Consider the following 23711-nt stretch of genomic DNA (forward strand, 5'->3'; position numbering starts at 1 on the left):
ATGGATTCGCTCGGTCTGCTGATGGAGGGCTTCGCCGGAGCCCTCACCCCCGCCAACCTGATGTGGGTGCTCCTCGGCTGTCTCCTCGGCACCGCCGTGGGCGTCATGCCCGGACTCGGCTCGTCGATGGCGGTGGCACTGCTGCTGCCGATGACCTTCGCCCTCGACCCGACGGCGGCCTTCATCTTCTTCGCCGGCGTGTATTTCGGTGGTCTCTTCGGTGACTCCACCATGGCGATCCTGATGAACACACCGGGGCAGGCGTCCGCCATCGCCTCGACGTTCGAGGGACACAAGATGGCGATGTCCGGACGTGCACCCCAGGCGTTGGCGACCGCGGCCATCGGCGCCTTCATCGGTGGCTTCGTCGCCTCGGTCGTGGTCGTCTTCTTCGCTCCGCTGCTCGCCGACCTGTCGACATACTTCGGGCCGGCGGAGTACTTCGCACTCGCCCTGTTCGCCTTCGTCGCCACCTCGTCGGTCGTCTCCGACTCGGTCCCCAAGGGCCTGTCCGCCCTGGTGATCGGTCTGGGGATCTCGACGGTCGGCATCGACTCGGTGACCGGTACCGAACGGTTCACCCTCGGGGTGCCGCAGCTGTTCGACGGGATCTCGATCGTCACCGTCACCGTCGCGATCCTCGCCCTCGGGGAGGTCTTCTTCATCGCCTCCCGCGCCCGCCGCGACAAGCAGGACCTCAAGACCCGCTCGGCGGGACGGCCGTGGCTCAAGCTCGCCGAGTTCCGTGAGGCGTTGCCCGCCTGGCTCCGGGGTACCGCCATCGGCATGCCGTTCGGCGTGATCCCGGTGGGCGGCTCCGAGGTGCCGACGTTCCTCGCCTACTCGGTGGAGCGACGCCTGGACACCCGCCGCCCGTCACCGATGTTCGGCAAGGGCGCCATCCGCGGCCTCGCCGCGCCGGAAGCCGCCGGCAACTCGACGACGGGTATGGCGATGGGCGCCCTGCTGGCGCTCGGCCTGCCGGTCTCCGCCACGGCGGCCATCCTGCTGGCCGCCTTCCGCCAGTACGGTCTGCAGCCCGGACCGCTGCTCTTCGACCGCAACCCCGACCTCGTGTGGGCCCTGCTGGCGAGCTTCTTCATCGCGATGGTCGTGCTGCTGATCATCAACCTGCCCTTCGCCCAGCTCTGGGCGAAGCTCCTGCTGATCCCGCAGCCCTACCTCTACGCGGGCATCGCCCTCTTCTGCGGTCTCGGTGTCTACGCCACCTCAGGGCGGGTGTTCGACCTGCTGCTCCTGCTGGGCATCTCGGTGGTCGGGTTCCTGATGCGCCGCTACGGTTACCCGCTGGCACCGCTGATCATCGGCATGGTCCTCGGGCCGCTGGCGGAGACGTCGATCCGCGACGCCCTGCTGTCCTCCTCCGGGGACTTCACGATCCTGGTCTCCAGCCCGATCACCTGGACCATCTACGGCATCCTGGCCGTCGTCCTCCTGGTGGCGATCCGCAGCGCCGTGGTCACCCGGGTACGGGTACGACGGATGAAGGCAGCCTCGGCCGAGGCGGTCGACGCCTAGGTCGACGCCTAGGTCGACGCCTAGGTCGTCGTCTCGGTCGACTCCCGGCCCCGGGCGACCGCCGTCACCAGGGCCGTCCCCGTCGCGGTACCGCTCTCCGCGACGGCCGCGGGCGTCCCGTCGGCGATCACCCGTCCTCCGTCGGCACCCGCACCGGGACCGAGGTCGATGACCCGGTCCGCCTGTGCGACGACACGCACGTCGTGTTCGACCACCACCACCGCATCCCCGGCGTCCACCAGCCGGTTGAGCTCCGTGACCAGCAGCCCGACATCGGACGGGTGCAGCCCCGTCGTCGGCTCGTCCAGCAGGTACACCGTCTCGGCCCCGCGGCGTGACCCGCGCCGGGCCCGACGGCTGCGCTGCAGCTCCGTGGCCAACTTGATGCGCTGTGCCTCACCACCGGACAGCTCCGGCGCACCCTGACCCAGCCGTAGATACGACAACCCCACGGCGTCCAGCGCCTGCAACGCGGCGAGCACCGACGGCTCCCCGGCGAAGACCTCCAGGGCGTCGGTCACCGTGAGGTCCAGGACACCGGCCACGGTGAGCCCGTGCCAGGTGACCTCCAGGGTCTCGTCGTTGTACCGCGCTCCGTGGCAGTCCGGACAGGTGGTGTAGCTCCCCGGCAGGAACACCAGCTCCACCTCGATCGCCCCTTCGCCGTTGCACGTGGGGCAGCGTCCCGCCGCGACGTTGTAGGAGAACCGCGACACCGACCAGCCCCGGCGACGCGCCTCCGGCGTCCCCGCGAAGAGCTTACGGACCGCGTCGAACAATCCGGTGTACGTCGCCAGACACGACCGGGTGGTCCGGCCGATGGGTTGCTGCGTGATACGCACCGTACGCACGCCCTCCTCGGCGAGGATCTCGGGCAGCGCCGTGGACACCAGTGTCGACTTGCCGGAGCCGGACACCCCGGTCACCGCCGTGAACTGGCCGAGCCCCAGGTGCGTGTCGACGTCCAGGGTGCGTTCCGTCGTCCTCACCGGCAGCGACGACGCCGCCGGACGGACGGCGACCGCGCCACCCTTGAGCACCGGCGGCGGGGCGGCCAGGGCACGGCCGGTCGGCGTGTCCTGCCCCGACAGCCCGTCCACGGGGCCCGACCACAGGATCTCACCGCCGTTCTCCCCGGCACCGGGACCCACGTCCACCACCCAGTCCGCACCGGCGACCAGGGACATGTCGTGCTCGACGAGGACCACGCTGTTCCCCGCCGCCAGGAAGCGGTCCATCAGGTCACGCACCGCCACCCGCTCACTCGGGTGCAGACCGGCCGACGGCTCATCGAGGACGTACACCACGCCGAACAGGCCCGAATGCAGCTGCGAGGCCAGCCGCAGGCGCTGCAGCTCACCGGCGGACAACGTCGACGCCGGACGGTCCAGACTCAGATGACCCACCCCGAGCTCCACCGCCGCCTTCACCGTGGGCACCACCTGCTCCAGCAGCAGCCGCTCGGCCTCCGAGGTCTCCGATGGCTCTGCCGCCTCCGCCGTCCCGCCGGCGACGCCCATGAGCTCGGCCACCTCGGCCAGCGGACGTCCGTTGAGCTCGTCGATCGACATTCCCCGCCACGTCACTGACAGGGCGTCCGGGGTCAGCCGCCGCCCGGCGCACGACGGGCACACCGACTCCTCCATGAACGACAACACCCGACGACGCGTCGACTCGGACGACGTCGAGGCCAACGTCTCGCGCAGGTACGTCGACACCGACCGCCACGTCCCCTCGTAGGTCCGCTGGATCTGCTCCGCACCACGCACCGGATGCACCGTGACCACCGGCCGGTCCGTGGTGAACAGGATCCAGTCGCGCTCCTCACGCGGCAACGTCGACCACGGGACATCCGTCCGGTAGCCCAGCGTGACGAGGATGTCGTGGAAGTTCTTGCCCAGCCACGCGCCGGGCCAGGCGGCGACCGCACCCTCGTCGATCGACAGCGACGGGTCGGGCACCATCGACTCCTCCGTCGGAGCATGGACCGTGCCGGTGCCCTGACACGTCGGGCACATCCCCGCAGCCGTGTTGGGGGAGAAGTGGTCGGAGTCCAATCGTCCCACACGCCCGCGCAGCTCCTCCGGATACGTCCCCGCACGGGAGAACAGGAGGCGCACCGAGTTCGACACCGTGGAGAACGTCCCCACCGTGGACCGGGCGCCACCGCCACCCCGGGACTGCTCCAGGGCCACCGTGGGCGGTAGCCCGTCGATACGTCCCACCCGCGGGTCCACCGCGCCGGCGATCAACCGCCGGGCGAACGGCGCCACCGACTCCAGGTACCGCCGCTGCGCCTCCCCGTGGATCGTGCCGAACGCCAGGGACGACTTCCCCGACCCCGACACCCCGGTGACAGCCACCAGCTTCCCGTGTGGCATGTCCACCGAGACATGCCGGAGGTTCCGCAGGTGGGCGTCGTGGACACGGATATCGGGGCTCGTGACAGGCATGGCCGCCCATTCTAGGCGGTAGCCTGGGGCCATGGATTTCGGGATACGTGATCGATGGGCAGTGGTCGGGGCCTCGAGCCAGGGGCTCGGGTTCGGCTGCGCGGACGCACTGGCTGCCGAGGGGGTGAACGTGGTGCTCAACGCGCGACGCGCCGGGCCGCTCGCCGACGCCGCCGGACGCCTGCGCCGGCACGGTGTCGTCGTGCGCGAGGTGGTCGGCGACGTGAGCGACCCGGACGTCCGCGGGGCGCTGCTGGACGCCGCCCCGCAGGTGGATATCCTCGTCACCAACGCCGGTGGGCCGCCGCCCGGGGACTTCCGGACGTGGACGGAGGACGACTGGCTCGCCGCCGTGCGCCGGAACATGCTGGGCCCGGTCGAGCTGATCAAGGCCACGGTGGACGACATGGCGGCACGCGGTTTCGGGAGGGTCGTGAACATCACCTCGGGTGCGGTGAAGGCACCGATCGCGAACCTGGGCCTGTCGAACGGGGCCAGGAGCGGGTTGACCGGGTTCGTCGCCGGCGTGGCACGGCAACCGCGTCTGGCGTCGGCGAACGTGACGGTCAACAACCTGCTGCCCGGGCGCTTCGCCACGGCCCGGTTACGGCAGACCGTCGGTGGGGAGGAACCCTCGCCCGAGGGGATCCCGGCGGGACGTTTCGGCACCCCGGCGGAGTTCGGCGCGGTGTGCGCGTTCCTGTGCTCGGCCCAGGCCGGCTACATGACAGGACAGAACGTCCTGCTGGACGGCGGGACGTACCCGGGGACCTTCTGACATCCCCCGGTGCGTCCCGGCCCGGTGCGCGGACGTGCGCGGACGGTGCGCACCCCTGCGCACCCGGCGGGGTCTAGTCGACCTCGCGCACCGCACCCTTGTCGGCGCTGGTGGCCATCTTCGCGTAGGCGCGCAGGGCCTTGGTCACCTTGCGCTGACGGGTGGCCGGCGTCCAGGGGGTGTCGGACGCCTCCATCGCCGCACGACGCCGGGCGATCTCCTCGTCCGGGACGTCCAGGGTGAGTTGACGGTTGTGGACGTCGATGGTCACGGTGTCGCCGTTCTCGACGAGGCCGATGAGGCCACCACCGGCGGCCTCAGGCGAGATGTGGCCGACCGAGATGCCCGAGGACCCGCCGGAGAAACGCCCGTCGGTGATCAACGCGCACTTCTTGCCCAGACCCGACCCCTTGAGGAAGGCCGTGGGGTGCAGCATCTCCTGCATGCCGGGCCCGCCCGAGGGGCCCTCGTAGCGCACGACGATGACGTCGCCCGGGGTGACCTTCTTCTTGAGGATGACGTCCACGGCCTCCTCCTGGGACTCCACGACCAGCGCGGGGCCGGAGAAGTGCCAGAGGGATTCGTCGATACCGGCGGACTTGATGACCGCACCGTCGGGGGAGAGGTTCCCGCGCAGGATCACCAGGCCGCCGTCGGAGGTGAAGGCGTGGTCGACGTCGTGGATGCACCCGTTCTCCGCGTCGAGGTCGAGCTCGTCCCAGACGTTGTCGGTGGAGAACGGTTCGGTGGTACGCACCCCGCCCGGGGCGGCGTGGTAGAGGTCGACGGCCTCCTGGCACGGTGACTCCGCGCTGACGTCCCACTTCTCCAGCCACTCGGCGAGGCTGGCGGAGTGGACCGTGTGGACGCCCTCGTTGAGCTTGCCGCCACGCCACAGCTCGCCGAGGATACGGGGGATGCCGCCGGCACGGTGGACGTCCTCCATGTGGTAGTCGGAGTTCGGCGAGACCTTCGACAGGCAGGGCACCGTGCGGGACAGCTCGTCGATGTCGGAGAGGTCGAAGTCGATCCCGCCCTCCTGCGCGGCGGCCAGGATGTGCAGGACCGTGTTGGTGGAGCCGCCCATCGCCATGTCCAGGGCCATGGAGTTGCGGAAGGCCTCCTTGGTGGCGATGTTGCGCGGCAGCACCGAGGTGTCGCCCTCACCGTAGTAGCGGCGGCACAGCTCGACGACGGTACGGCCGGCCTCGCTGAACAGTTCGCGGCGTGCCGAGTGGGTGGCCAGGGTGGAGCCGTTGCCCGGCAGCGAGAGACCGAGGGCCTCGGTGAGGCAGTTCATCGAGTTGGCGGTGAACATGCCGGAGCAGGAACCGCAGGTGGGGCAGGCGGCCTGCTCGACGGTCATGAGCCCCTGTTGGGAGACCTGCTCGCTGGCGGACGCGGAGATCGAGGTGATCAGGTCGGTCGGCGCGTGTGCGACACCGTCGACGACCACGGCCTTGCCGGCCTCCATCGGGCCACCGGAGACGAAGACCACCGGGATGTTCAGCCGCATCGCGGCGTTGAGCATGCCGGGGGTGATCTTGTCGCAGTTGGAGATGCAGACGATGGCGTCGGCCTGGTGGGCGTTGACCATGTACTCCACGGAGTCGGAGATGATCTCGCGGCTGGGCAGCGAGTACAGCATCCCGGAGTGGCCCATGGCGATGCCGTCGTCGACGGCGATGGTGTTGAACTCGCGGGCGACGCCGCCGGCTTCCCGGACGGCGTCGGCGACGATGTCTCCGACGTCCTTGAGGTGGACGTGACCGGGGACGAACTGGGTGTAGGAGTTCGCGATGGCGATGATCGGCTTCTCGAAGTCGCTGTCGGTCATGCCGGTCGCACGCCACAGTGAGCGGGCACCGGCGGCGTTACGTCCCTGGGTGGTCACGGATGACCGGTAGGAGATCTCGTTCATGATGGGTAAAGCGTCCTCTCGTCGGGCCTCGGGCGGCTGCCCGGCCCGTGGGCAGTCACGTCGGTGATGAAGGCAGGTGTGGGGTAGTGGTGTCCGGGGTGGGGACAGTCGTCAGCTGTCGTCGGACGGTGAGGAGGTGGACTCCCGGTCGGCGTTCGCGGCGCGGCGGCGTTCGAGTTCCTCGCGTGCCATGTGGCTGGCCCGTCGCGCGGCCTCGTACTCGCTGTACTCGTCGTCGTCCATGAGGACGGCCAGCCCACTGTCGCGTTCGACGACGCGGACCTTCTCGTCGATGGCGGAGAGACTCGGGGTCACCGGGTCGGGGATCCTGCCTCCGGTCACTTCCGCCAGGGTCACCAGCGAATTGAAGCTCACTCCGGGGAGCAGGAAGGTCGTGTCGTCCGCGCCGACGGCGAGGGCCTTGCCTCCACGGGTGAATCGTAACGCCTGGAAGTCGTCCCACGCCAATGACTTTGTCGGGCGAAGGAGGTAACGGGCCGTGATGCCGCGTTCGGTGAACTCCGTCCGGGTGCGCAGGACGCCGACGATGAACAGGATCGGCAGCAGCGGGAGCCAGAACAGGATCTTCGGTGCGTAGGCGACGCCGATGAACGACATGGCGACCATGAGGACACCGGCGATCAGGTGGGCCTGGTCCGTGCGGACCCGGTACGGCAGCTTGGGTGACTCCACAGCACTCATGGTGTCCCATTTAATCAGCACGCCGACCGGACAGACACATCGCCCGGACCATGTGGTCCGGGCGATGTCGAGGGGGAGGTGTGGGGTCAGGGGGCGGTCGACTGGCCGCCGGTGGTGCCGGTCGTGGTGTCGTTCTGCAGGCGGCTGGCCTGCCCCTGGTTCTGGGTGGCCCCGTCCGTGCCGCCGGTGCCGCCGGTGCCTGTCGTCCCGGAGTCGGTGTTTCCGGTGGAGTCGCCGGTGTTGGTGGTTCCGCTGTCGGGGTTGTCCCGGGAACCGGTGCCGGAACCGGAGTCCTGTGTGTCCCCGCTGGTGTTCCCGGTGTCCGTTGAGCCGCTGTCGGCGGGGTCCTGGGTGTTCTCCGTGTCCTCCGGCGTGGTGGCAGGCTCGGGGTTCTGGGGCTCGGCCGGCGCGTCGGAGGTCGCGGGGGTCTCGGTGGGGCCCGTGGTTTCGCTGGTCGTGGCGGCGGTGCCGCGCCAGCGGTCGGGGGCGAGCCAGCCGGGGGTGCTGTCGTCCGGGTTGCTGGAGAACAGTGCCAGGAGCCCGACCACGACCAGGGCGATGATCAGCCCGGCGGTCGAGGGGCGGAAGCGTCCGCCGACGCTCAGGACGTTCTTGGCCTTGGAGTCGTACGGGCCATGGACGAGGTCGCCGAGTTCTGCCTTCCTGGTGTCGTCCGCGTCGGACTCCGTCCCCGCTGCACCGGCAACGGTGGTCGCGGCGGTGGCGGTCGTCTCGGCGGCGTGCCTGCCGGGTCCCGACGCGTCCGGGGAGGGGAGCACCTGGGTGGCGGCGTCGTCGGCGTCGGGGACGCCGTCGGCGTCCTCCGCCTCGCTGAGCGACATGTGGTCGCTGCCCGCGGTGGCGGCGGCCACGACCCGGTCGGTGTCCGACGGATCCGGTGAGTTGGCTGAGTCGTCCTCGTGGTCCTCTTGGCCGGTGGTGGGGTGGTGGGGTCGGGCGGCGGTGTCCGTGTGGCTCGCGAGCTCGAGTTCGGCACGCGCCGCCATGGCCTCGCCGGGGGCCTGGTAGCGGTCCCAGAAGACGTTGACGAGGTTGGCGCGGATGGCCCGCTCTACGGCCCACTGCATCGCAGGGTCGGTGTCGACACCGATCCGCATACCCACAGACCAGGGGAGTCCGGCGGCGGCGGGAGGGGTGATGCTCAAGGCAGGCTGGACCTCGATCTCGCCGCGGATGCTCTCACCGACCCCGGCCGAGTCGATCGCGCTCTGGGCAGCGTCCTCCACCAAGGTGAGCAGATCGGCCATGGATTCGTTGTCGGTCATCGGGATGTCGAGGTCGATGACCGCGCGCGACCAGGTCTGCGAATAGTTCGTGGTCACGCTGGCTTTGCTGTTCGGCACGGTGACCAGTTCGCCCGCCAGGGTCCGGATCTGGGTCGAGCGCAGTGTCAGCTTCACCACGGTCCCGGTGACCTGGCTGTTGGTGTCGTCGAACATGACGACGTCGCCGACCCCGTAGTGGCGTTCGGAGATGATGAAGAAGCCCGTGAGGAAGTCTCCGATGATGTTCTGGGAGCCGAAACCGATCGCCGCCGAGACGACGGTGGCAGGGATCGCGGCGCCCATCGCGGGGACGCCGAGGTTCGTCAGCGCCAGCAGGACGACAACGAAGTAGGCCACGATCTCCAGCATGTAGACCAGGGCACCGACCAGGGCCAGCTTGGCCTTGGTCTCCTCCTGGCCGTGCTCGAGGCGGTCGGTGAGGACGCGGACGACCTGTCGGCCGACCCTGGGGATCAGGATGGCGACGATCAACAACGCGGCCAGTGGGAGCCCGTGCTGGACACCCCAGTCCCACAGCGAGAAGAAGAAATAGCTGACGTTCATGGCGTCCACCGTAACGTGGTTTTCTTGGGGTTCGCTGGACGGAGTCCGGAGATACGCGGTCGTCCACGAAGTGAGATTGGGGGTACCAGCGGGTGGGAATTTTTCTCATTTTCCATTGACCGGAGGCCCCGGCTCCACTAGTGTCTACGAACATGACGACGTTCCTGATTCTTGTATCCGCCGGGCGCTAGAGCCCCTGCGGTCACTTCGCGGAACAATCTGGCGCCCCCGCCCCGTACCCCGGGTAGCGGGGGCACAGTTGGTTCTACGGCGGAACCACCCCTTGGCGAGACCTCGAATGTCGGACATCCACAATTCATGACCACCTAAAGGAGTGCACGGACGGTGAATGACACCTCACGCCCACACCCCAGTCCCGCGACAGTCGCTGCCACGGGACGCAGCCGCAAGCCGGAACGCATCAACGGTGCCCAGGCGGTAGTCCGTTCCCTCGAGGAGCTGGGTACCGACGTCGTCTTCGGTCTCCCCGGTGGTGCGGTCCTCCCGCTCTACGAGGCGCTCTACGGTTCCGAGAAGCTCAACCACATCCTCGTGCGCCATGAACAGGGTGCCGGACACGCCGCCACCGGGTACGCCCAGGTCTCCGGTGAGGTCGGAGTGTGTATCGCGACGTCCGGTCCCGGAGCCACCAACCTGGTCACCCCCCTGGCCGACGCCAACATGGACTCGGTCCCGGTTGTCGCGATCACCGGCCAGGTCGGCAGCCACCTCCTGGGGACCGACGGCTTCCAGGAGGCCGACATCCGCGGCATCACCATGCCGATCACCAAGCACAGCTTCATGGTGACCCGCCCGGAGGACATCCCGGCCGCGATCGCCGAGGCGTTCCACGTCGCCAGCACCGGACGCCCGGGTGCGGTGCTCGTCGACATTCCCAAGGACGTGCAGAACGCCGAGATGGACTTCGTCTGGCCGCCGACCTACCGGCTTCCCGGCTACCGTCCGGTCACCACGCCGCACTCCCGCCAGATCGAGGAGGCCGCCCGCCTCATCGCGCAGGCGAAGCGTCCGGTCATCTACGCCGGTGGCGGTGTGCTGAAGGCCAACGCGCACCAGGAGCTCCTGGCGTTCGCCGAGGCCACCGGTGTCCCGGTCACCACCACGTTGATGGCACTGGGTGTCTTCCCCGAGTCGCACCCGCAGTACCTCGGTATGCCGGGCATGCACGGCACGGTCCCGGCCGTGGCGGCCCTGCAGAAGTCCGACCTCATCATCGCCCTGGGCGCCAGGTTCGACGACCGGGTCACCGGCGACGTCGACTCCTTCGCCCCCGGTGCCAAGGTGATCCACGCCGACATCGACCCCGCGGAGATCGGCAAGATCCGCGAGGTCAACGTCCCGATCGTCGGTGACGCGCGCGAGGTCCTCGTGGCGCTGCGCCGGGCGATGGAGGACCGTGGCCCTGGTCAGGACCTCTCCCGCTGGACGACCTACCTCGACGGGCTGAAGGAGGACTTCCCGCCGGGCTATGACGAGCCGGAGGACGGCAAGCTCGCGCCGCAGTACGTCCTGGAGCAGCTCACCGAGGCGGCCGGTCCGGACGCGGTCTACGTCGCCGGCGTCGGCCAGCACCAGATGTGGTCCGCCCAGTTCCTGAAGTTCGAGAACCCCCGTACCTGGCTGAACTCGGGTGGTCTCGGGACCATGGGTTACGCCGTCCCGGCGGCGATGGGCGCCAAGGCGGCGGCACCGGATACCGAGGTGTGGGCGGTCGACGGCGACGGCTGTTTCCAGATGACCAACCAGGAGCTCGTCACCTGTGCCGTCGAAGGCCTGCCGATCAAGATCGCCCTGATCAACAACGGCAACCTCGGTATGGTCCGCCAGTGGCAGACGCTGTTCTACGACGGCCACTACGCCCACACCAACCTCAAGCCGGGGGAGAACTACCTCCCGGACTTCGTCGGGCTCGCCGAGTCGATGGGGTGCGCCGCCTTCCGCGTCACGGAGAAGGACGACGTGGCGGCGACGATCGCCAAGGCCCGCGAGATCAACGACCGTCCCGTCGTCATCGACTTCATCGTCGGCGAGGACGCCCAGGTGTGGCCGATGATCTCCGCCGGTGCCTCCAACGACGAAGTCCAGTACGTCCGCGACCTGCGCCCGCTGTTCGACGACGAGAACTCCGCGGCGGAGGACCCCGACGAGATCCACACGCTGATCAAGGAAGGCGAGCAGAACTAATGTCTCAAGTCCACACCCTGAGCGTCCTGTGTGAGGACGTCGACGGCATCGCGTCCCGGATCACCGGGATGTTCACCCGCCGTGCGTTCAGCATCATCTCCATCGCCTCGGGTCAAACCGAGGTGGCCGGGGTCAACCGGTTCACCATCCAGGTGGAGGGCGAGGACCACGTGATCGAGCAGATCACCAAGCAGCTCAACAAGCTCATCCCGGTGATCAAGGTCAGCCGGCACGACCCGGACTCCATCGTCTGCCGCGGCCTGATGCTGGTGAAGGTGTCCGCGGACAACTCCAACCGCACGCAGGTCGTCGAGTCGGCGAAGCTCTTCCGTGCCCACGTCGTCGACGTCGGGCCGGAGTCCGTCGTGATCGAGGCGACGGGTACCCCGACCAAACTCAAGGCGCTGCTGGAGGTCCTGGAACCGTTCGGTATCCGCGAGCTCGTGGAGTCCAGCGTGACCGCGGTGAGCCGCGGCCAGAAGGCGATGTATCCCGCGAAACTCTGATCACCTGTGGTCATTCACGGGGTGGGATACCCTGTCTCACCCTCTGATACTCGTTGCTGATATGATGGCAGGCACTGAAGCTCCATCCGGTTCATGCCGGTTCATGAACCGACTCAGCACCACTTTCCTCATCCCCGTTTTTCCACGAAAGGCTGTACCTCATGGCAATTGACGTTTTCTACGACGACGACGCCGACCTGTCGATCATCCAGGGCCGCAAGGTCGCTGTTCTCGGCTACGGTTCGCAGGGCCACGCCCACGCCCAGAACCTCCGCGACTCGGGTGTCGAGGTCGTCATCGGCCTGCGTGAGGGCTCCAAGTCCGCAGCCAAGGCTGAAGAGGCCGGCTTCCAGGTACTGTCCAATGCCGACGCCGCGGCATGGGCTGACGTCGTCATGGTCCTGGTGCCCGACACCACCCAGGCCACCGTCTACACCGAGGACATCGCCCCGAACCTGCAGGACGGGAACGCCGTGTTCTTCGGTCACGGGCTGAACATCCACTTCGAGCTGATCAAGCCGGCCGACAACATCACCGTCGCCATGGTCGCCCCGAAGGGCCCGGGCCACCTGGTCCGTCGTCAGTTCGTCGACGGCAAGGGCGTGCCCTGCCTCATCGCCGTCGAGCAGGACCCGAAGGGCGAGGGGCGCGACCTGGCGCTGTCCTACGCCGCTGCCATTGGTGGTGCCCGTGCCGGCGTCATCCCGACCACCTTCGAGGCGGAGACCGTCACCGACCTGTTCGGTGAGCAGGCCGTCCTGTGCGGTGGCACCGAGGAACTGGTCAAGACCGGTTTCGAGGTCCTCACCGAGGCCGGCTACGAGCCGGAGATGGCCTACTTCGAGTGCCTGCACGAGCTCAAGCTGATCGTGGACCTGATGTTCGAGGGCGGCATCGCCAACATGAACTACTCGGTCTCCGACACCGCCGAGTTCGGTGGCTACCTCTCCGGCCCGCGCGTCATCGACCCCGGCACCAAGGAGCGGATGAAGGATATCCTGTCCGACATCCAGGACGGCACTTTCACCAAGCGCCTGATCGCGAACGTCGAAGGCGGCAACAAGGAGCTCGAGGGGCTGCGTGCCGACTACGCCAAGCACCCGATCGAGACCACCGGCACCAAGCTGCGCGACCTGATGAGCTGGGTCAAGAACCCGCTCGACGCCACCGCGTAGTCTGACCGGCTGAGAACCGGTTTCCGGCACCGCCTCCAGGTGCTGCGATCCCGCACTCATCCCGTAGCGCCGTCCTGTGCCGCGACCCCACGGAACACCCGTTCCGTGGGGTTCGCTGTTTTTCGGCGGTCGGGACGACCCCTTGGGGGCTCGCCCGGTCGTCCGCGACACGGGCGAGCTGATCTTAATGGTAACGATAATGATGACCATGAAGTGCCGTTGACCTGCGGTATCTCTGACAGTAGAGTGAGTGTTCAGCCCTTAATGAAAATGGAGGAACCTGATGGCGCACGATCACTCCCACGACCACGCCCCGCAGGTCCGCGGCAAGGCCCTCTGGGTCGTCATCGCGATGACCTCGACGATCTTCCTCGCCCAGGTGGTCGGTGGCCTGGTGTCCGGCTCACTCGCCCTGCTCGCCGATGCCGGGCACATGTTGTCCGACGCCGGTGGTCTCGTCGTCGCCGCGCTGGCGATGATGGTCGGCTCCCGTCCGGCGACGGCGCGGTCCACCTACGGGTTCCGGAGGGCGGAGGTCCTCGCTGCAGCCGTCAACGCCGGAGCGGTCGCGGTCATCGGTGTCTGGATCGCCGTCGCCGCGTTCCGGCGCATGGGGGAGGGGCCGGAGGAGATCCAGACGGGCCTGATGCTCGCCGTCGCGGTGGTGGGGTTGCTCGCCAACGTGGTCTCGGCGGTCATCCTGCACCGCACGGCGGGGCAGTCGCTGAATATGAAGGGGGCGTACCTGCATGTCCTCGTGGACCTGCTGGGGTCGGTCGCCGTGATCGTCGCGGCGCTGGTGATGGCCGCCACCGGCTGGTACTGGGTGGACGCCGCGGCGTCGCTGATCATCGCGGCGATGATCCTGCCGCGGGCCTGGTCGCTGATGAAGGAGGCGGGGACCGTGCTCATGGAGCAGGTGCCGCGCGGGGTGGACCCCGTCGAGGTGCAGGAGGCGGTGAGTGCGACGGATGGCGTCTACGGCTCCCACGACCTGCACATCTGGTCGGTGGACGGGGAGTCGTCGATGGCGACGGTCCACGTGGTGACCACCGGTGACGAGCAGGCCGTGCGCGACGACGTCAGGCAGGTGTTCCGGGACCGCGGGATCGGCCACGTGACCGTGCAGACGGAGGCGGCGCCGGCGCGGCCGGGTGCCCCCGGGATCTGCGACACCGGCTGTGGTGACTCCTGCCGACCGTGACAGCCGGCCGTGACGGACGGGCGGTCCGTCAGGCGGTCAGGCCCAGGGCGAGGGCGATCAGGACCATCACGATGCCGAAGGCCCAGGCGATCGGGAAGGTCAGCTTGATGTGCTTGCCGATCGTGCCGCCGGACAGGCCGATGGCCAGCCACAGGGCGGGGGAGAAGGGGCTGACGAAGGTGCCGATGATGTTGCCGACGATCATCGCGGCCGCCGCGCCACTTCCCGAGACGCCGAAGGAGGCCACGGTCTCCTGGACCACCGGGAGCACGGAGAAGTAGTACGCGTCCGTCGAGGTCAGCAGGTCCAGCGGGACACCGAGAAGGCCCACGATCACGTGGAGCTGGGAGCCGACGGACTCGGGGAGGATGTGCAGCAGGCTGAGGGCGATCTCCTCGAGCATGCCGGATTCGTTGAGGACACCGAGGAACATCGCGGCGGCCAGGATGACCCCGGCCATGGACAGCGCGTTCGGGGCGTGCCGCTTGAGCGTCTCGGCCTGCTCTCCGGAGAGCGGGAAGTTGACGACCAGGGCGATGGCGGTGCCGACGAGGAACACCGGGCCCGGGTCGATCCAGCCACTCACCAGCAGTGCGAGGATCGCCAGGGACAGGACGACGTTGAACGCCGTGATCCCCCGTCCGGTACGCATCTTGGCGCCGAGGGCGTCCTGCTTCGCCTTCTCACGTTCGATGAACTCCGCGGCGATGCCCTTGACGTCGACGTCGCCGTGCCCGACGAAGTCCGGCGACCGACGGAGCTTGGCGATACGGCGCGACTCCGACAGGCCGAGGAGACCGGCGACGATGAAGACGAGGACGATGGCGATGCCCTGGAGGGGGAGGATGTGCTGCCACAGCTCGACCGGGGTCTGGTCGACGACGGAGGCGGCGCGGCCGAGCGGCCCTGCCCAGGGGACCATGTTCATCACCGACGCCGCGGTGGCGACGATGGCCAGCAGTACGTAGCGCGACATGTGCATCGCCTTGTACAGGGGCAGCAGGGCGGGGATGGTGATCAGGAAGGTCGTGGCGCCGGCACCGTCGAGGTGCACGACCATGCCGATCGCGGCCGTGCCGAGGGCCACGAGGACGACCTTGCCACGCGTGGCGATGATCAGTCCCTTCACCAAGGGGGTGAACAGGCCGGTGTCGCTGAGGATGCCGAAGTAGATGATGGCGAAGATGAACATCACCACGACGTTCATGACCTTGCCGAGGCCCGCCTCGTAGAAGTCGCCGATACTCTGGATGCCGTAGCCGGCGACCAACGCGCCGATGACCGGGACGAGCGTCATTACGACGGTGGGGTTGCTCCGGCCGCGCAGCAGGATGCCGACGGTGACGATGATGATTCCCAGGCCGATGGCTGTTAGCCCGCCTGGTGACTGCATCGTCTCAGCGAAAGAGTCCATGTGGGTCTCCTCAAGAAAGATAGGTGAACCAACACAGTATGGCAGTGCGTGATGGTGGCTGTCACAACGCCTGCGTGTGGTGGTTGTCCTCACGATGTCGGGGGTCTGTGAGCAGGCTGGCCATGTACGTACTAAGCTGTCCATGTCGCACGTCACCCCTGGGCTTTTCGGTGTGGGGAGTCAGGCGTGGGCCCTGACCTCTTCGACGCGGTCGTGCCGGAGGGGCCGGGACAAGCACATCTGTCAGGAGTATCCGTGACCCAGAATTCCCGTCCCGTTGTTCTCATCGCCGACAAACTCGCCCAGTCCACCGTGGACGCGTTGGGGGACTCCGTCGAGGTCCGTTGGGTGGACGGTCCGAACCGTCCGGAGCTGCTGGAGGCCGTCAAGGACGTTGACGCGCTCCTGGTCCGCTCCGCCACCACCGTCGACGCGGAGGTTCTCGACGCCGCCCGGAACCTGCAGATCGTGGGCCGTGCCGGTGTGGGCCTGGACAACGTCGACATCGACGCCGCCACCGCAAAGGGCGTGATGGTCGCCAACGCGCCGACGTCCAACATCCACTCCGCCTGCGAGCACGCGATCTCGCTGCTGCTCTCGACGGCGCGTCAGATCCCCGCCGCCGACCGGACGCTGCGTGACCACGAGTGGAAGCGCTCCTCCTTCCAGGGTGTCGAGATCTTCGGCAAGACCGTCGGCATCGTCGGTTTCGGCCACATCGGACAGCTCTTCGCGCAGCGTCTCGCGGCCTTCGAGACCGAGATCATCGCCTACGACCCCTACGCCAACCCGGCCCGTGCCGCCCAGCTGGGCGTGGAGCTGGTGGAGCTCGAGGACCTGGTCGGCCGGTCCGACTTCGTGACCATCCACCTGCCGAAGACCAAGGAGACCGCGGGCATGTTCAACGCGGAGCTCCTGGCGAAGGCGAAGGAGGGTCAGATCATCATCAACGCCGCCCGTGGCGGTCTGGTCGATGAGCAGGCCCTGGCCGACGCCATCGTCAACGGCCCGGTCCGTGGCGCCGGTTTCGACGTCTACGCCTCCGAGCCCTGCACCGACTCCCCGCTGTTCGAACTGGACGAGGTCGTCGTGACCCCGCACCTCGGTGCGTCCACCGTCGAAGCACAGGACCGCGCGGGTACCGACGTCGCGGCGTCGGTGCTCAAGGCGCTGGCCGGTGACTTCGTTCCGGACGCCGTCAACGTCACCGGCGGCAAGGTCAGCGAGGAGGTCGCGCTGTGGCTCGGCCTGGCCACCAAGCTGGGCAAGGTCGCTTCCGGCCTGCTGGATGACGCGGTCACCTCGGTGAACGTCGAGGCGCGCGGTGAGCTCTCCTCGGAGAACGTCGACGCCCTGGGGCTGTCCGCCCTGCGTGGCGTCTTCGCCGGCGTGGTCGACGAGCAGGTCACCTTCGTCAACACCCCGCAGATCGCCGCGGAGCGCGGGGTGAACCTGTCGGTCACCGCCGCCGACGAGTCCGTGACCCACCGTTCGGTTCTCGAGGTCACCGTGGTCACCGGTGACGGCACGGCCGTGTCCGTTATCGGCGCCCTGACCGGGCTGGACCGGGTGGACAAGATCGTCCGGATCAACGGACGGGGCCTGGACCTGCGTGCCGAGGGGCTCAACCTGTTCCTGAACTACACCGACCAGCCGGGTGCGCTCGGCACCGTCGGTACGTTCCTGGGACGCGCCGGTATCAACATCGACGCCGCCGCCCTGACCCAGGACGCCGACCGTGGTTCGGCTACCCTGGTCCTGCGTGTGGAGAAGGAGATCCCGCAGGATCTGCAGCAGCAGATCGCCGACTCCCTGTCAGCGTCGCGCGCCGTGCTGCTCGACCTGAACTAGGGGACACCGTCCATTCCCCGGGCCCGGCGTGAGCCGGACCCGGGGAATGGTGCATGCGGCGGGGGTGCCGCTCGGGGGTACGATTGGTTAAATAACTCTCTTATCAGTTATGCTGGCCGGCGTGACTGACAACGATGCCGCCACCCACACTCCGGCCTACGTCCCGACAGAGGACGACAACCAGCTCGCCCACCGGTTCCGTGACGCGCTGCGTGAAGGACTGCACATGGTGCGGTTGCTCGACCACCGGGGGAGTCTGACGCTGACCCAGCTGGGGATCCTCAACACCCTTGTCGAGGAGCCCCACTCCATCGGCCATCTCGCCCGGATCAACGGGATGACGCAGCCGGGGATGACCCAGCAGATCGACAAGCTCGAGCGACTCGGCGTCGTCCGCCGGGTCCGTAGCCCCCGGGACGCCCGGGTGACCCTGGTGGAGATCACCGAGGAGGGCCGGGAGACCCGGATACGGGACAACGGTCTGCGCAACAGGGCGCTCGCCGAGCATTTCGACCTGCTGGACGAGGACGGCCGACGGCGCATCGCCGACGCACTGGAACCGCTGACGAACTTCGCCAGCTCGTACATCCGTCGGGTCAGTGACGACAGCCAGAAGAACGACACCCCGAGAAACACTGAAAGGCACGACCGCGAATGAGACATGACACCCAGGAGGCCACGCTCAACGGCGCGACACTCGAGTCAGAGAAGACGTCAATGATGCGACAGCCTGTCGCGGTGTGGGCCACCGCCCTGGCGTGTGTCTTCGCTTTCATGGGGATCGGGCTCGTCGACCCGATTCTCCCGGCCATCGCCGAGAATCTCGACGCCGGTGCGCCCGAGGTCTCCCTGCTCTTCACCAGCTATTTCGCCGTCACGGCGGTGATGATGCTGGTCACAGGTGCGGTGTCCAGCCGGATCGGGGGCAAGAAGACGTTGCTGACCGGGCTCGCGCTGATCGTGGTCTTCGCGGGCCTGGCCGGGACGTCCGGCAGTGTCGGCCAGCTCGTGGGGTACCGCGCGGGGTGGGGGCTGGGCAACGCCCTGTTCGTGGCCACCGCCCTCGCCGTGATCGTGTCCGTGGCCAGCGGTGGACGCGCGGTCGCGATCATCCTGTACGAGGCGGCGCTGGGGCTCGGTATGGCGGCCGGGCCGTTGCTGGGTGCGGCCCTGGGGTCGTTGAACTGGCGCGGGCCGTTCTTCGGCACCGCGGCGCTGATGTTCCTCGCGCTGGTGGTTCTCCTGTTCAAGCTGCCGGCCACCCCGCCGCCGGCGGAGAAGACCAGCCCCGCCGCCCCTCTGAAGGCGCTCAGGCACCGTGGCCTCTTCGGGGTCTCTTTTTCGGCCCTTTTCTATAATTTCGGGTTCTTTACCATTCTGGCGTACACGCCGTTCGTCCTCGGATTCGGTGAGATCGGCATCGGTGCCGTGTTCTTCGGGTGGGGCTGCTGCCTGGCGGTGTTCTCCGTGTTCATCGCCCCGCTGATCCAGAACCGGATCGGTGCCGCGAACACGACGATGGCGACGCTGACCGGCCTGCTGGTGATCTACGTCCTTCTCGGCCTGTTCCACGACGTCACACCGGTCGTGGTCGTCCTCGTCGTGATGTCCGGGGCGTTGCTCGGCATCAACAACACGATGTACACCGAGATGGCGATGAGCGTCTCCGACGCACCCCAGCCGGTGGCGTCGGCCGGATACAACTTCGTCCGGTGGATGGGTGGCGTCATCGCCCCGTTCGCCGCCACCAAGATCGGCGAGGGCATCGGGGTGCCGGTGCCGTACTACGTGGCCGCCGTCGTCGCGGTGCTGGCCGTCGTCGTCATGCTCGCCTCGCGTAACCACGTCGAGGCGCACGGCCCCGAAGCTGTCTGACCGGACTCAGGCGTCCGGGGCAGTGGCGGTGCGGGAGCGCCGCCACTCGACAGCGCCGGCCACGGCGAATGCGGCCACGATGGCGAAGCCCCAGAACACCCACATGTTGTCCCACGGGGCCGGCATGCCCTGCTGGCCGATGAACGACCAGCGCACGGCGACCTGGTGGCTGACGAACGGGATCATCGCCGCGTAGACCACCAGCAGCGCCGCCGCCGTCGTCAGCTGGACCCCCAGCCACGAACGGCGCGGGTTCCCCGGAGCAGACGGCGCGGCGCGTACTCCCAGGTCCACTAGGCACACCACCAGCGGGACGAGCCACACCCAGTGGTGGTGCCAAGAGAACGGGGAGATCAGGCACGCGGTGATCCCACCCAGTGCCATCACCAACGGCTGGTTGTCACGCCGGGTCGCCCACCGGAGCGCGACGTAGAACAACGCCACGGTGACCACACAGGCCACCAACCACAGCGCGCTGGCCACCATGTCCGGCTCGAAGACCCGTTCCATGACGCCCTTCAGTGACTGGGACGCCGAGATCGTGGTGCTGCCGATGCGTGAGGAGTCGAAGATGGCGGAGGTCCAGAACCGCATCGCGTCCGGGACCGTCAACAGCCCGATGACGACGGTGGCCGCGAAGGTGGCGGAGGCCGTCGCGGCATCGCGCCAGCGACGTTGCATCAGGAACACCAGGATGAAGAACGCCGGGGTCAGTTTCAGTCCCGCGGCGATCCCCACCCCGATGCCGGTGAACCGGTCACGGGTGCGCAGAAAGTCCAGGGAGACCAGCAGCATCAGGAACAGGTTGATCTGCCCGTAGAAGAAGCTGTCCCTGATCGGCGACAACGCCAGGGCCGCGACAGCGGCCGCCGTGCCCAGTGCCACCGTCCCGGTGTCGAGCCGGTACCCCCGACGGACCAACGTCCCGAGGATGACGCAGACGAGTGCGCCGGCGCAGCCGAGTTGCCAGAACGCCGCCGCCATCTCCTCGGGTGCGCTGGCCATCCACCGGAAGAGCGTCCCCGCGAACGGCGGGTAGGTGAAGGGCAGGTGCCCGTACAACGTGCCGTCGTAGATCCCGCCGCCGCGGGCCAGTTCCTCACCGGCGCGGTAGTACACCAGGAAGTCGGTCGGGACCTTGTACATGTCCAGCGCAGGCCCGAACACCACCGGGCGGGTCTCGCGGTAGGCCACGACAGCCAGGAGCGCGACCAACGCCAGCGACAACGTGGTGCGCCCGCCGAGCCGACGTGTCACCGGGGTAGTGGGGGAGTCGGTGGTGGCCGTGGTGTCGGTGCTGTACGTCAAGGGGGAGGCCTCCGCGGGACTGATTCATGAGACGGAAGTAAAGTGTAGCGCTGCAGACGCTGGGAGGGGCGAAGGCTGCGCCGGAGTCGTGCTAGTCTGGCCGGAGATTTCCAACGATGTGAGACGACAACGCCAGAAAGGGTCCACAGAATGAAACTCGCGGTCATCGCCGGAGACGGGATCGGTACCGAAGTCACCGCCGAAGCACTCAAGGTCCTCGAGTCCGTCACCGGGGACGAGACCGTCGACATCACGGACTTCGACCTCGGGGCACGCCGCTACCTGCGCAACGGCGAACTGCTCACCGACGCCGACCTGGCGTCGCTGCGCGAACACGACGCCATCCTCCTGGGGGCCATCGGGGACCCGCGCACGATCCCCGCCGGTGTCCTGGAACGCGGGCTGCTGCTGCCCCTGCGGTTCACGCTCGACCACGCGGTCAACCTGCGGCCGGCGAAGCTCTACCCGGGTTCGTCGTCTCCGCTGGCGACGCCCGGCGAGATCGACTTCGTCGTCGTGCGGGAGGGGACGGAAGGCCTGTACTGCGGAAACGGGGGAACGTTGCGGACCGGGACCGACCACGAGGTCGCCAGCGAAGTCAGCCAGAACACCTGGTACGGGGTGGAACGGGTCGTGCGCGACGCGTTCACCAGGGCCCGGGAACGCACGGGCCGGCTCACCCTCGTCCACAAGACCAATGTGCTGGTCAACGCCGGTGGACTGTGGAGCCGTGCGGTCGAGACCGTGGGCACCGAGTTCCCCGAGGTCACCGTGGACTACTGCCACATCGACGCCGCGACGATCTACATGGTCACCGACCCGGGACGGTTCGACGTCATCGTCACCGACAACCTCTTCGGCGACATCCTCACCGACCTGGCCGGTGCCGTGACCGGAGGAATCGGGCTCGCGGCTTCGGGCAACATCGACCCGTCGCGGCGCAGCCCCTCGATGTTCGAGCCCGTCCACGGCTCCGCCCCGGATATCGCGGGCAAGGGGATCGCCGACCCGTGTGCGGCGATTCTGTCGGTGGCGCTGATGCTGCGTCACCTCGCCGGTGACGAGGGGGAGGACGCCGAGGCGAGGAACGCCCAGGCGGACCGGATCGAGGCCGCGGTGCTCGCTGAGGCCGGGTCGCGCAACGGGGAGCCCGTGCGGACCGCCGAGGTAGGCGACCGGGTGGCGGCGGCTGTCCGCTGACAGCGCCGCACGTCCCGGCACGCACCCAGCCCGCCGGCCCCGCCCCTGATGTGGGATTGTCGCCTTCCCAGGTAGGGATCCGGGCCAACACCCTACCTGCGAAGGTGATCGCTCGACACCGCGCTACTGGTAGCTGACGATGTCCGGGGTGGGGTCGATCGCGGCGGTCTGTTCCGGCGAGAGCATCGGTTCGTCCTCGTCGATGAAGTTCTTCCATCCCAGGGCGACCGTCGGGTCGAGCCCCTGCCGGACGATGTTCCAGGTCTCGGACTTGATGTCCTGGGTGCCGTGACCGTCGCAGTGCACCGCGACGCTGACATGGTCCGTGCCGGTCACCATGCTGTCCCGGTTCCGGATCATCTGCAGCTGGAACTGGTGGACCATCAGGAGTTTCTGGGGGAGCCGCTCGGCGACGACGAGGTCCTCCAGCCACGCGGCGACGTCGTTGATCTCGGAGGCGTCGACGTGTCCGATGTCGGCCATCGGCTGGTCCTCCGGGCCGAGGCGCCATTCCGGGTCCAGGGCGAGCCCGACCGAGGGGTTCTTCAGCAGGTCGGCGTAGTGCTGCGCCTGTTGGAGCAGGGTCTCGCGTCCGGGCTGGATGTCGATGACGGCGTATCCTCCGGCATCGACGATGGCGTCGATCCAGGGCGTGACCTGGGCCGGGTCGCTGTAGTAGCTGTATCCGCCGGAGGGGCCGGGCTCTTCGGCGGCGACGGTCACGATGATCTCGAATGCGGGGATCACGGGCACGTCACTGACGGGTTCGTAGCGGGCGGCCAGGTCGCGGGCGCGGGCGACGGCGTCCTGCGGTGGCTGCTCACCCATCACCCCCAGCAGGGGTTCGGCCGCGTGTCCGTACAGGGCGATGATCCGGCGCCCCGGGAACAGGACCTGGCCGCCACCGGGGAGTCGTTCGTCGACGGTGCGGGTGAGTTCGGCGCGACGCCGTAGGTCGGCGTCGGTCCCGAAGGCGTTCCCCAGCGCCACCACGTTGCCGCCGCCGTCGAGCTCCTCCCGTGTGGCCTCGACGGATTCGTCGGTGGACCGCGGGTCGGCGGCATGGAGGCGGTGGACGGTGAACCCGGCGGCGGCAGCCGTGGCGACGCTGACCGGGGAGGACGTCGCCACGGCGAGCGCGGTGCCGGACGGGTCCCCGTCCCCGGCGGCACTGTCCGACGCCGCATCCGGCCAGGCGGGTTCTGCCCCGTCCACCCCTGTGGGGTGGACGGTGATCCCGGAATCAGGGGTCGTCGGGACCGCCGGGGTCCCGGTCCCGCCGACCAGGACCACCTCGGACACCCCGAGCCGCTCCAGTTCCGCGGTGACCGCCGCGCCGGAGTCGCCTGCGGGCCCGTTGTCGGCGAAGACGGGGACGCCGTGGTCGCGGGCGAGGGAGCAGCCGGCCTCCAGGTGCCGTCGGGCCACCCCGGCGGCGACGACGACGGCCGTCTCCGCCGTCGCGAACACCACGGCACTGGTGGCGACGCCGGAAGGGTCGTCGGCCACCACGGTCACGCCGGTCCCGGCGACCGGACGGGCACGGCGGGCGGGGTGGGCCCCGGAGCCGGAGTCCTCGCCGGCACATGCCGTGAGCGGGACGGCCGCCAGTGCGACAGCGCCGGCACCCAGGAGAAACTTGCGGCGGGAGAGTGGCACGGGCGGCACGACCTTTCAGACGGGGCGGTGGCCGCGACGATGACGTACGCGGCCTTCCCCGACACTAGTGC

The 23711-nt window shown here is 68.6% G+C and carries 17 protein-coding genes; 10 read left to right on the top strand and 7 right to left on the bottom strand.

Annotated features, from left to right (window positions below):
* Positions 1 to 1539, top strand: coding sequence for a tripartite tricarboxylate transporter permease TctA (tctA, locus tag MUN33_RS11765; protein WP_244805101.1), 1539 nt, complete (start codon positions 1 to 3; stop codon positions 1537 to 1539).
* A gap of 20 nt (positions 1540 to 1559) precedes the next feature.
* Here tctA and MUN33_RS11770 read toward each other — a convergent pair whose 3' ends face one another.
* Complete coding sequence (locus MUN33_RS11770) at positions 1560 to 3992, bottom strand: ATP-binding cassette domain-containing protein (RefSeq protein ID WP_244805102.1); 2433 nt, start codon at positions 3990 to 3992, stop codon at positions 1560 to 1562.
* A 31-nt stretch (positions 3993 to 4023) separates the two neighbouring features.
* Between MUN33_RS11770 and MUN33_RS11775 the strand changes: the two genes are divergently transcribed.
* On the top strand, positions 4024 to 4770 hold the full coding sequence (locus tag MUN33_RS11775; RefSeq protein ID WP_244805103.1) for an SDR family oxidoreductase: 747 nt from the start codon (positions 4024 to 4026) through the stop codon (positions 4768 to 4770).
* Between the two features lie 73 nt (positions 4771 to 4843).
* Here the strand turns inward: MUN33_RS11775 and ilvD are convergent, their stop codons facing one another.
* The 3 genes from ilvD to MUN33_RS14115 form a co-directional block, all read right to left on the bottom strand.
* Positions 4844 to 6691: a dihydroxy-acid dehydratase gene (gene ilvD / locus MUN33_RS11780; protein ID WP_244805104.1), complete on the bottom strand. Its 1848-nt coding sequence runs from the start codon at positions 6689 to 6691 to the stop codon at positions 4844 to 4846.
* A gap of 111 nt (positions 6692 to 6802) precedes the next feature.
* Positions 6803 to 7393, bottom strand: coding sequence for a PH domain-containing protein (locus MUN33_RS11785; protein ID WP_244805105.1), 591 nt, complete (start codon positions 7391 to 7393; stop codon positions 6803 to 6805).
* 86 nt (positions 7394 to 7479) lie between these two features.
* The gene (locus MUN33_RS14115; protein WP_255806788.1) at positions 7480 to 9243 is read right to left on the bottom strand and encodes a mechanosensitive ion channel family protein; all 1764 of its coding nucleotides are present in this window, start codon (positions 9241 to 9243) and stop codon (positions 7480 to 7482) included.
* A 345-nt stretch (positions 9244 to 9588) separates the two neighbouring features.
* Between MUN33_RS14115 and MUN33_RS11795 the strand changes: the two genes are divergently transcribed.
* The 4 genes from MUN33_RS11795 to MUN33_RS11810 all read left to right on the top strand — a co-directional run bounded on the left by MUN33_RS11795 (position 9589) and on the right by MUN33_RS11810 (position 14333).
* Positions 9589 to 11448, top strand: coding sequence for an acetolactate synthase large subunit (locus MUN33_RS11795; protein WP_244805106.1), 1860 nt, complete (start codon positions 9589 to 9591; stop codon positions 11446 to 11448).
* Entirely contained in the window at positions 11448 to 11954 is a 507-nt protein-coding gene (gene ilvN, locus MUN33_RS11800) for an acetolactate synthase small subunit (protein WP_038547880.1), read from the top strand. The genes MUN33_RS11795 and ilvN overlap by 1 nt, the downstream gene beginning before the upstream one ends.
* 161 nt (positions 11955 to 12115) lie before the next feature.
* Positions 12116 to 13129 (top strand): ketol-acid reductoisomerase, encoded by a 1014-nt coding sequence (gene ilvC / locus MUN33_RS11805; protein ID WP_244805107.1) that lies wholly within the window; start codon positions 12116 to 12118, stop codon positions 13127 to 13129.
* 283 nt (positions 13130 to 13412) lie between these two features.
* A complete protein-coding gene (locus tag MUN33_RS11810) occupies positions 13413 to 14333 on the top strand; it encodes a cation diffusion facilitator family transporter (RefSeq protein WP_244805108.1) in 921 nt (306 codons plus the stop codon).
* A 28-nt stretch (positions 14334 to 14361) separates the two neighbouring features.
* On the opposite strand, the gene MUN33_RS11815 is transcribed toward MUN33_RS11810, so the two are convergent.
* Positions 14362 to 15726 carry a CitMHS family transporter gene (locus MUN33_RS11815; protein ID WP_244805517.1) on the bottom strand — a complete coding sequence of 455 codons (1365 nt, stop codon included), beginning with the start codon at positions 15724 to 15726 and terminating at the stop codon, positions 14362 to 14364.
* A 276-nt stretch (positions 15727 to 16002) separates the two neighbouring features.
* Between MUN33_RS11815 and serA the strand changes: the two genes are divergently transcribed.
* The 3 genes from serA (at position 16003) to MUN33_RS11830 (ending at position 19473) form a co-directional block, all read left to right on the top strand.
* Positions 16003 to 17598, top strand: coding sequence for a phosphoglycerate dehydrogenase (gene serA / locus MUN33_RS11820; RefSeq protein ID WP_244805109.1), 1596 nt, complete (start codon positions 16003 to 16005; stop codon positions 17596 to 17598).
* A 121-nt stretch (positions 17599 to 17719) separates the two neighbouring features.
* Positions 17720 to 18256 (top strand): MarR family winged helix-turn-helix transcriptional regulator, encoded by a 537-nt coding sequence (locus tag MUN33_RS11825; RefSeq protein ID WP_244805110.1) that lies wholly within the window; start codon positions 17720 to 17722, stop codon positions 18254 to 18256.
* A complete protein-coding gene (locus MUN33_RS11830; protein WP_244805111.1) occupies positions 18253 to 19473 on the top strand; it encodes an MFS transporter in 1221 nt (406 codons plus the stop codon). The genes MUN33_RS11825 and MUN33_RS11830 overlap by 4 nt, the downstream gene beginning before the upstream one ends.
* A gap of 6 nt (positions 19474 to 19479) precedes the next feature.
* Here the strand turns inward: MUN33_RS11830 and MUN33_RS11835 are convergent, their stop codons facing one another.
* Positions 19480 to 20781 carry a glycosyltransferase 87 family protein gene (locus MUN33_RS11835; RefSeq protein WP_244805112.1) on the bottom strand — a complete coding sequence of 434 codons (1302 nt, stop codon included), beginning with the start codon at positions 20779 to 20781 and terminating at the stop codon, positions 19480 to 19482.
* Positions 20782 to 20931: 150 nt separating this feature from the next.
* On the opposite strand from MUN33_RS11835, the gene MUN33_RS11840 reads away from it, so the two are divergent.
* On the top strand, positions 20932 to 21981 hold the full coding sequence (locus MUN33_RS11840; protein ID WP_244805113.1) for a 3-isopropylmalate dehydrogenase: 1050 nt from the start codon (positions 20932 to 20934) through the stop codon (positions 21979 to 21981).
* Positions 21982 to 22104: 123 nt separating this feature from the next.
* Here the strand turns inward: MUN33_RS11840 and MUN33_RS11845 are convergent, their stop codons facing one another.
* Positions 22105 to 23640, bottom strand: a complete 1536-nt coding sequence (locus MUN33_RS11845; protein WP_244805114.1) for a hypothetical protein — start codon at positions 23638 to 23640, stop codon at positions 22105 to 22107.
* Positions 23641 to 23711 lie beyond the last annotated feature (71 nt).

This window comes from Corynebacterium kalidii, assembly GCF_022869005.1.
GTDB lineage: Bacteria > Actinomycetota > Actinomycetes > Mycobacteriales > Mycobacteriaceae > Corynebacterium > Corynebacterium kalidii.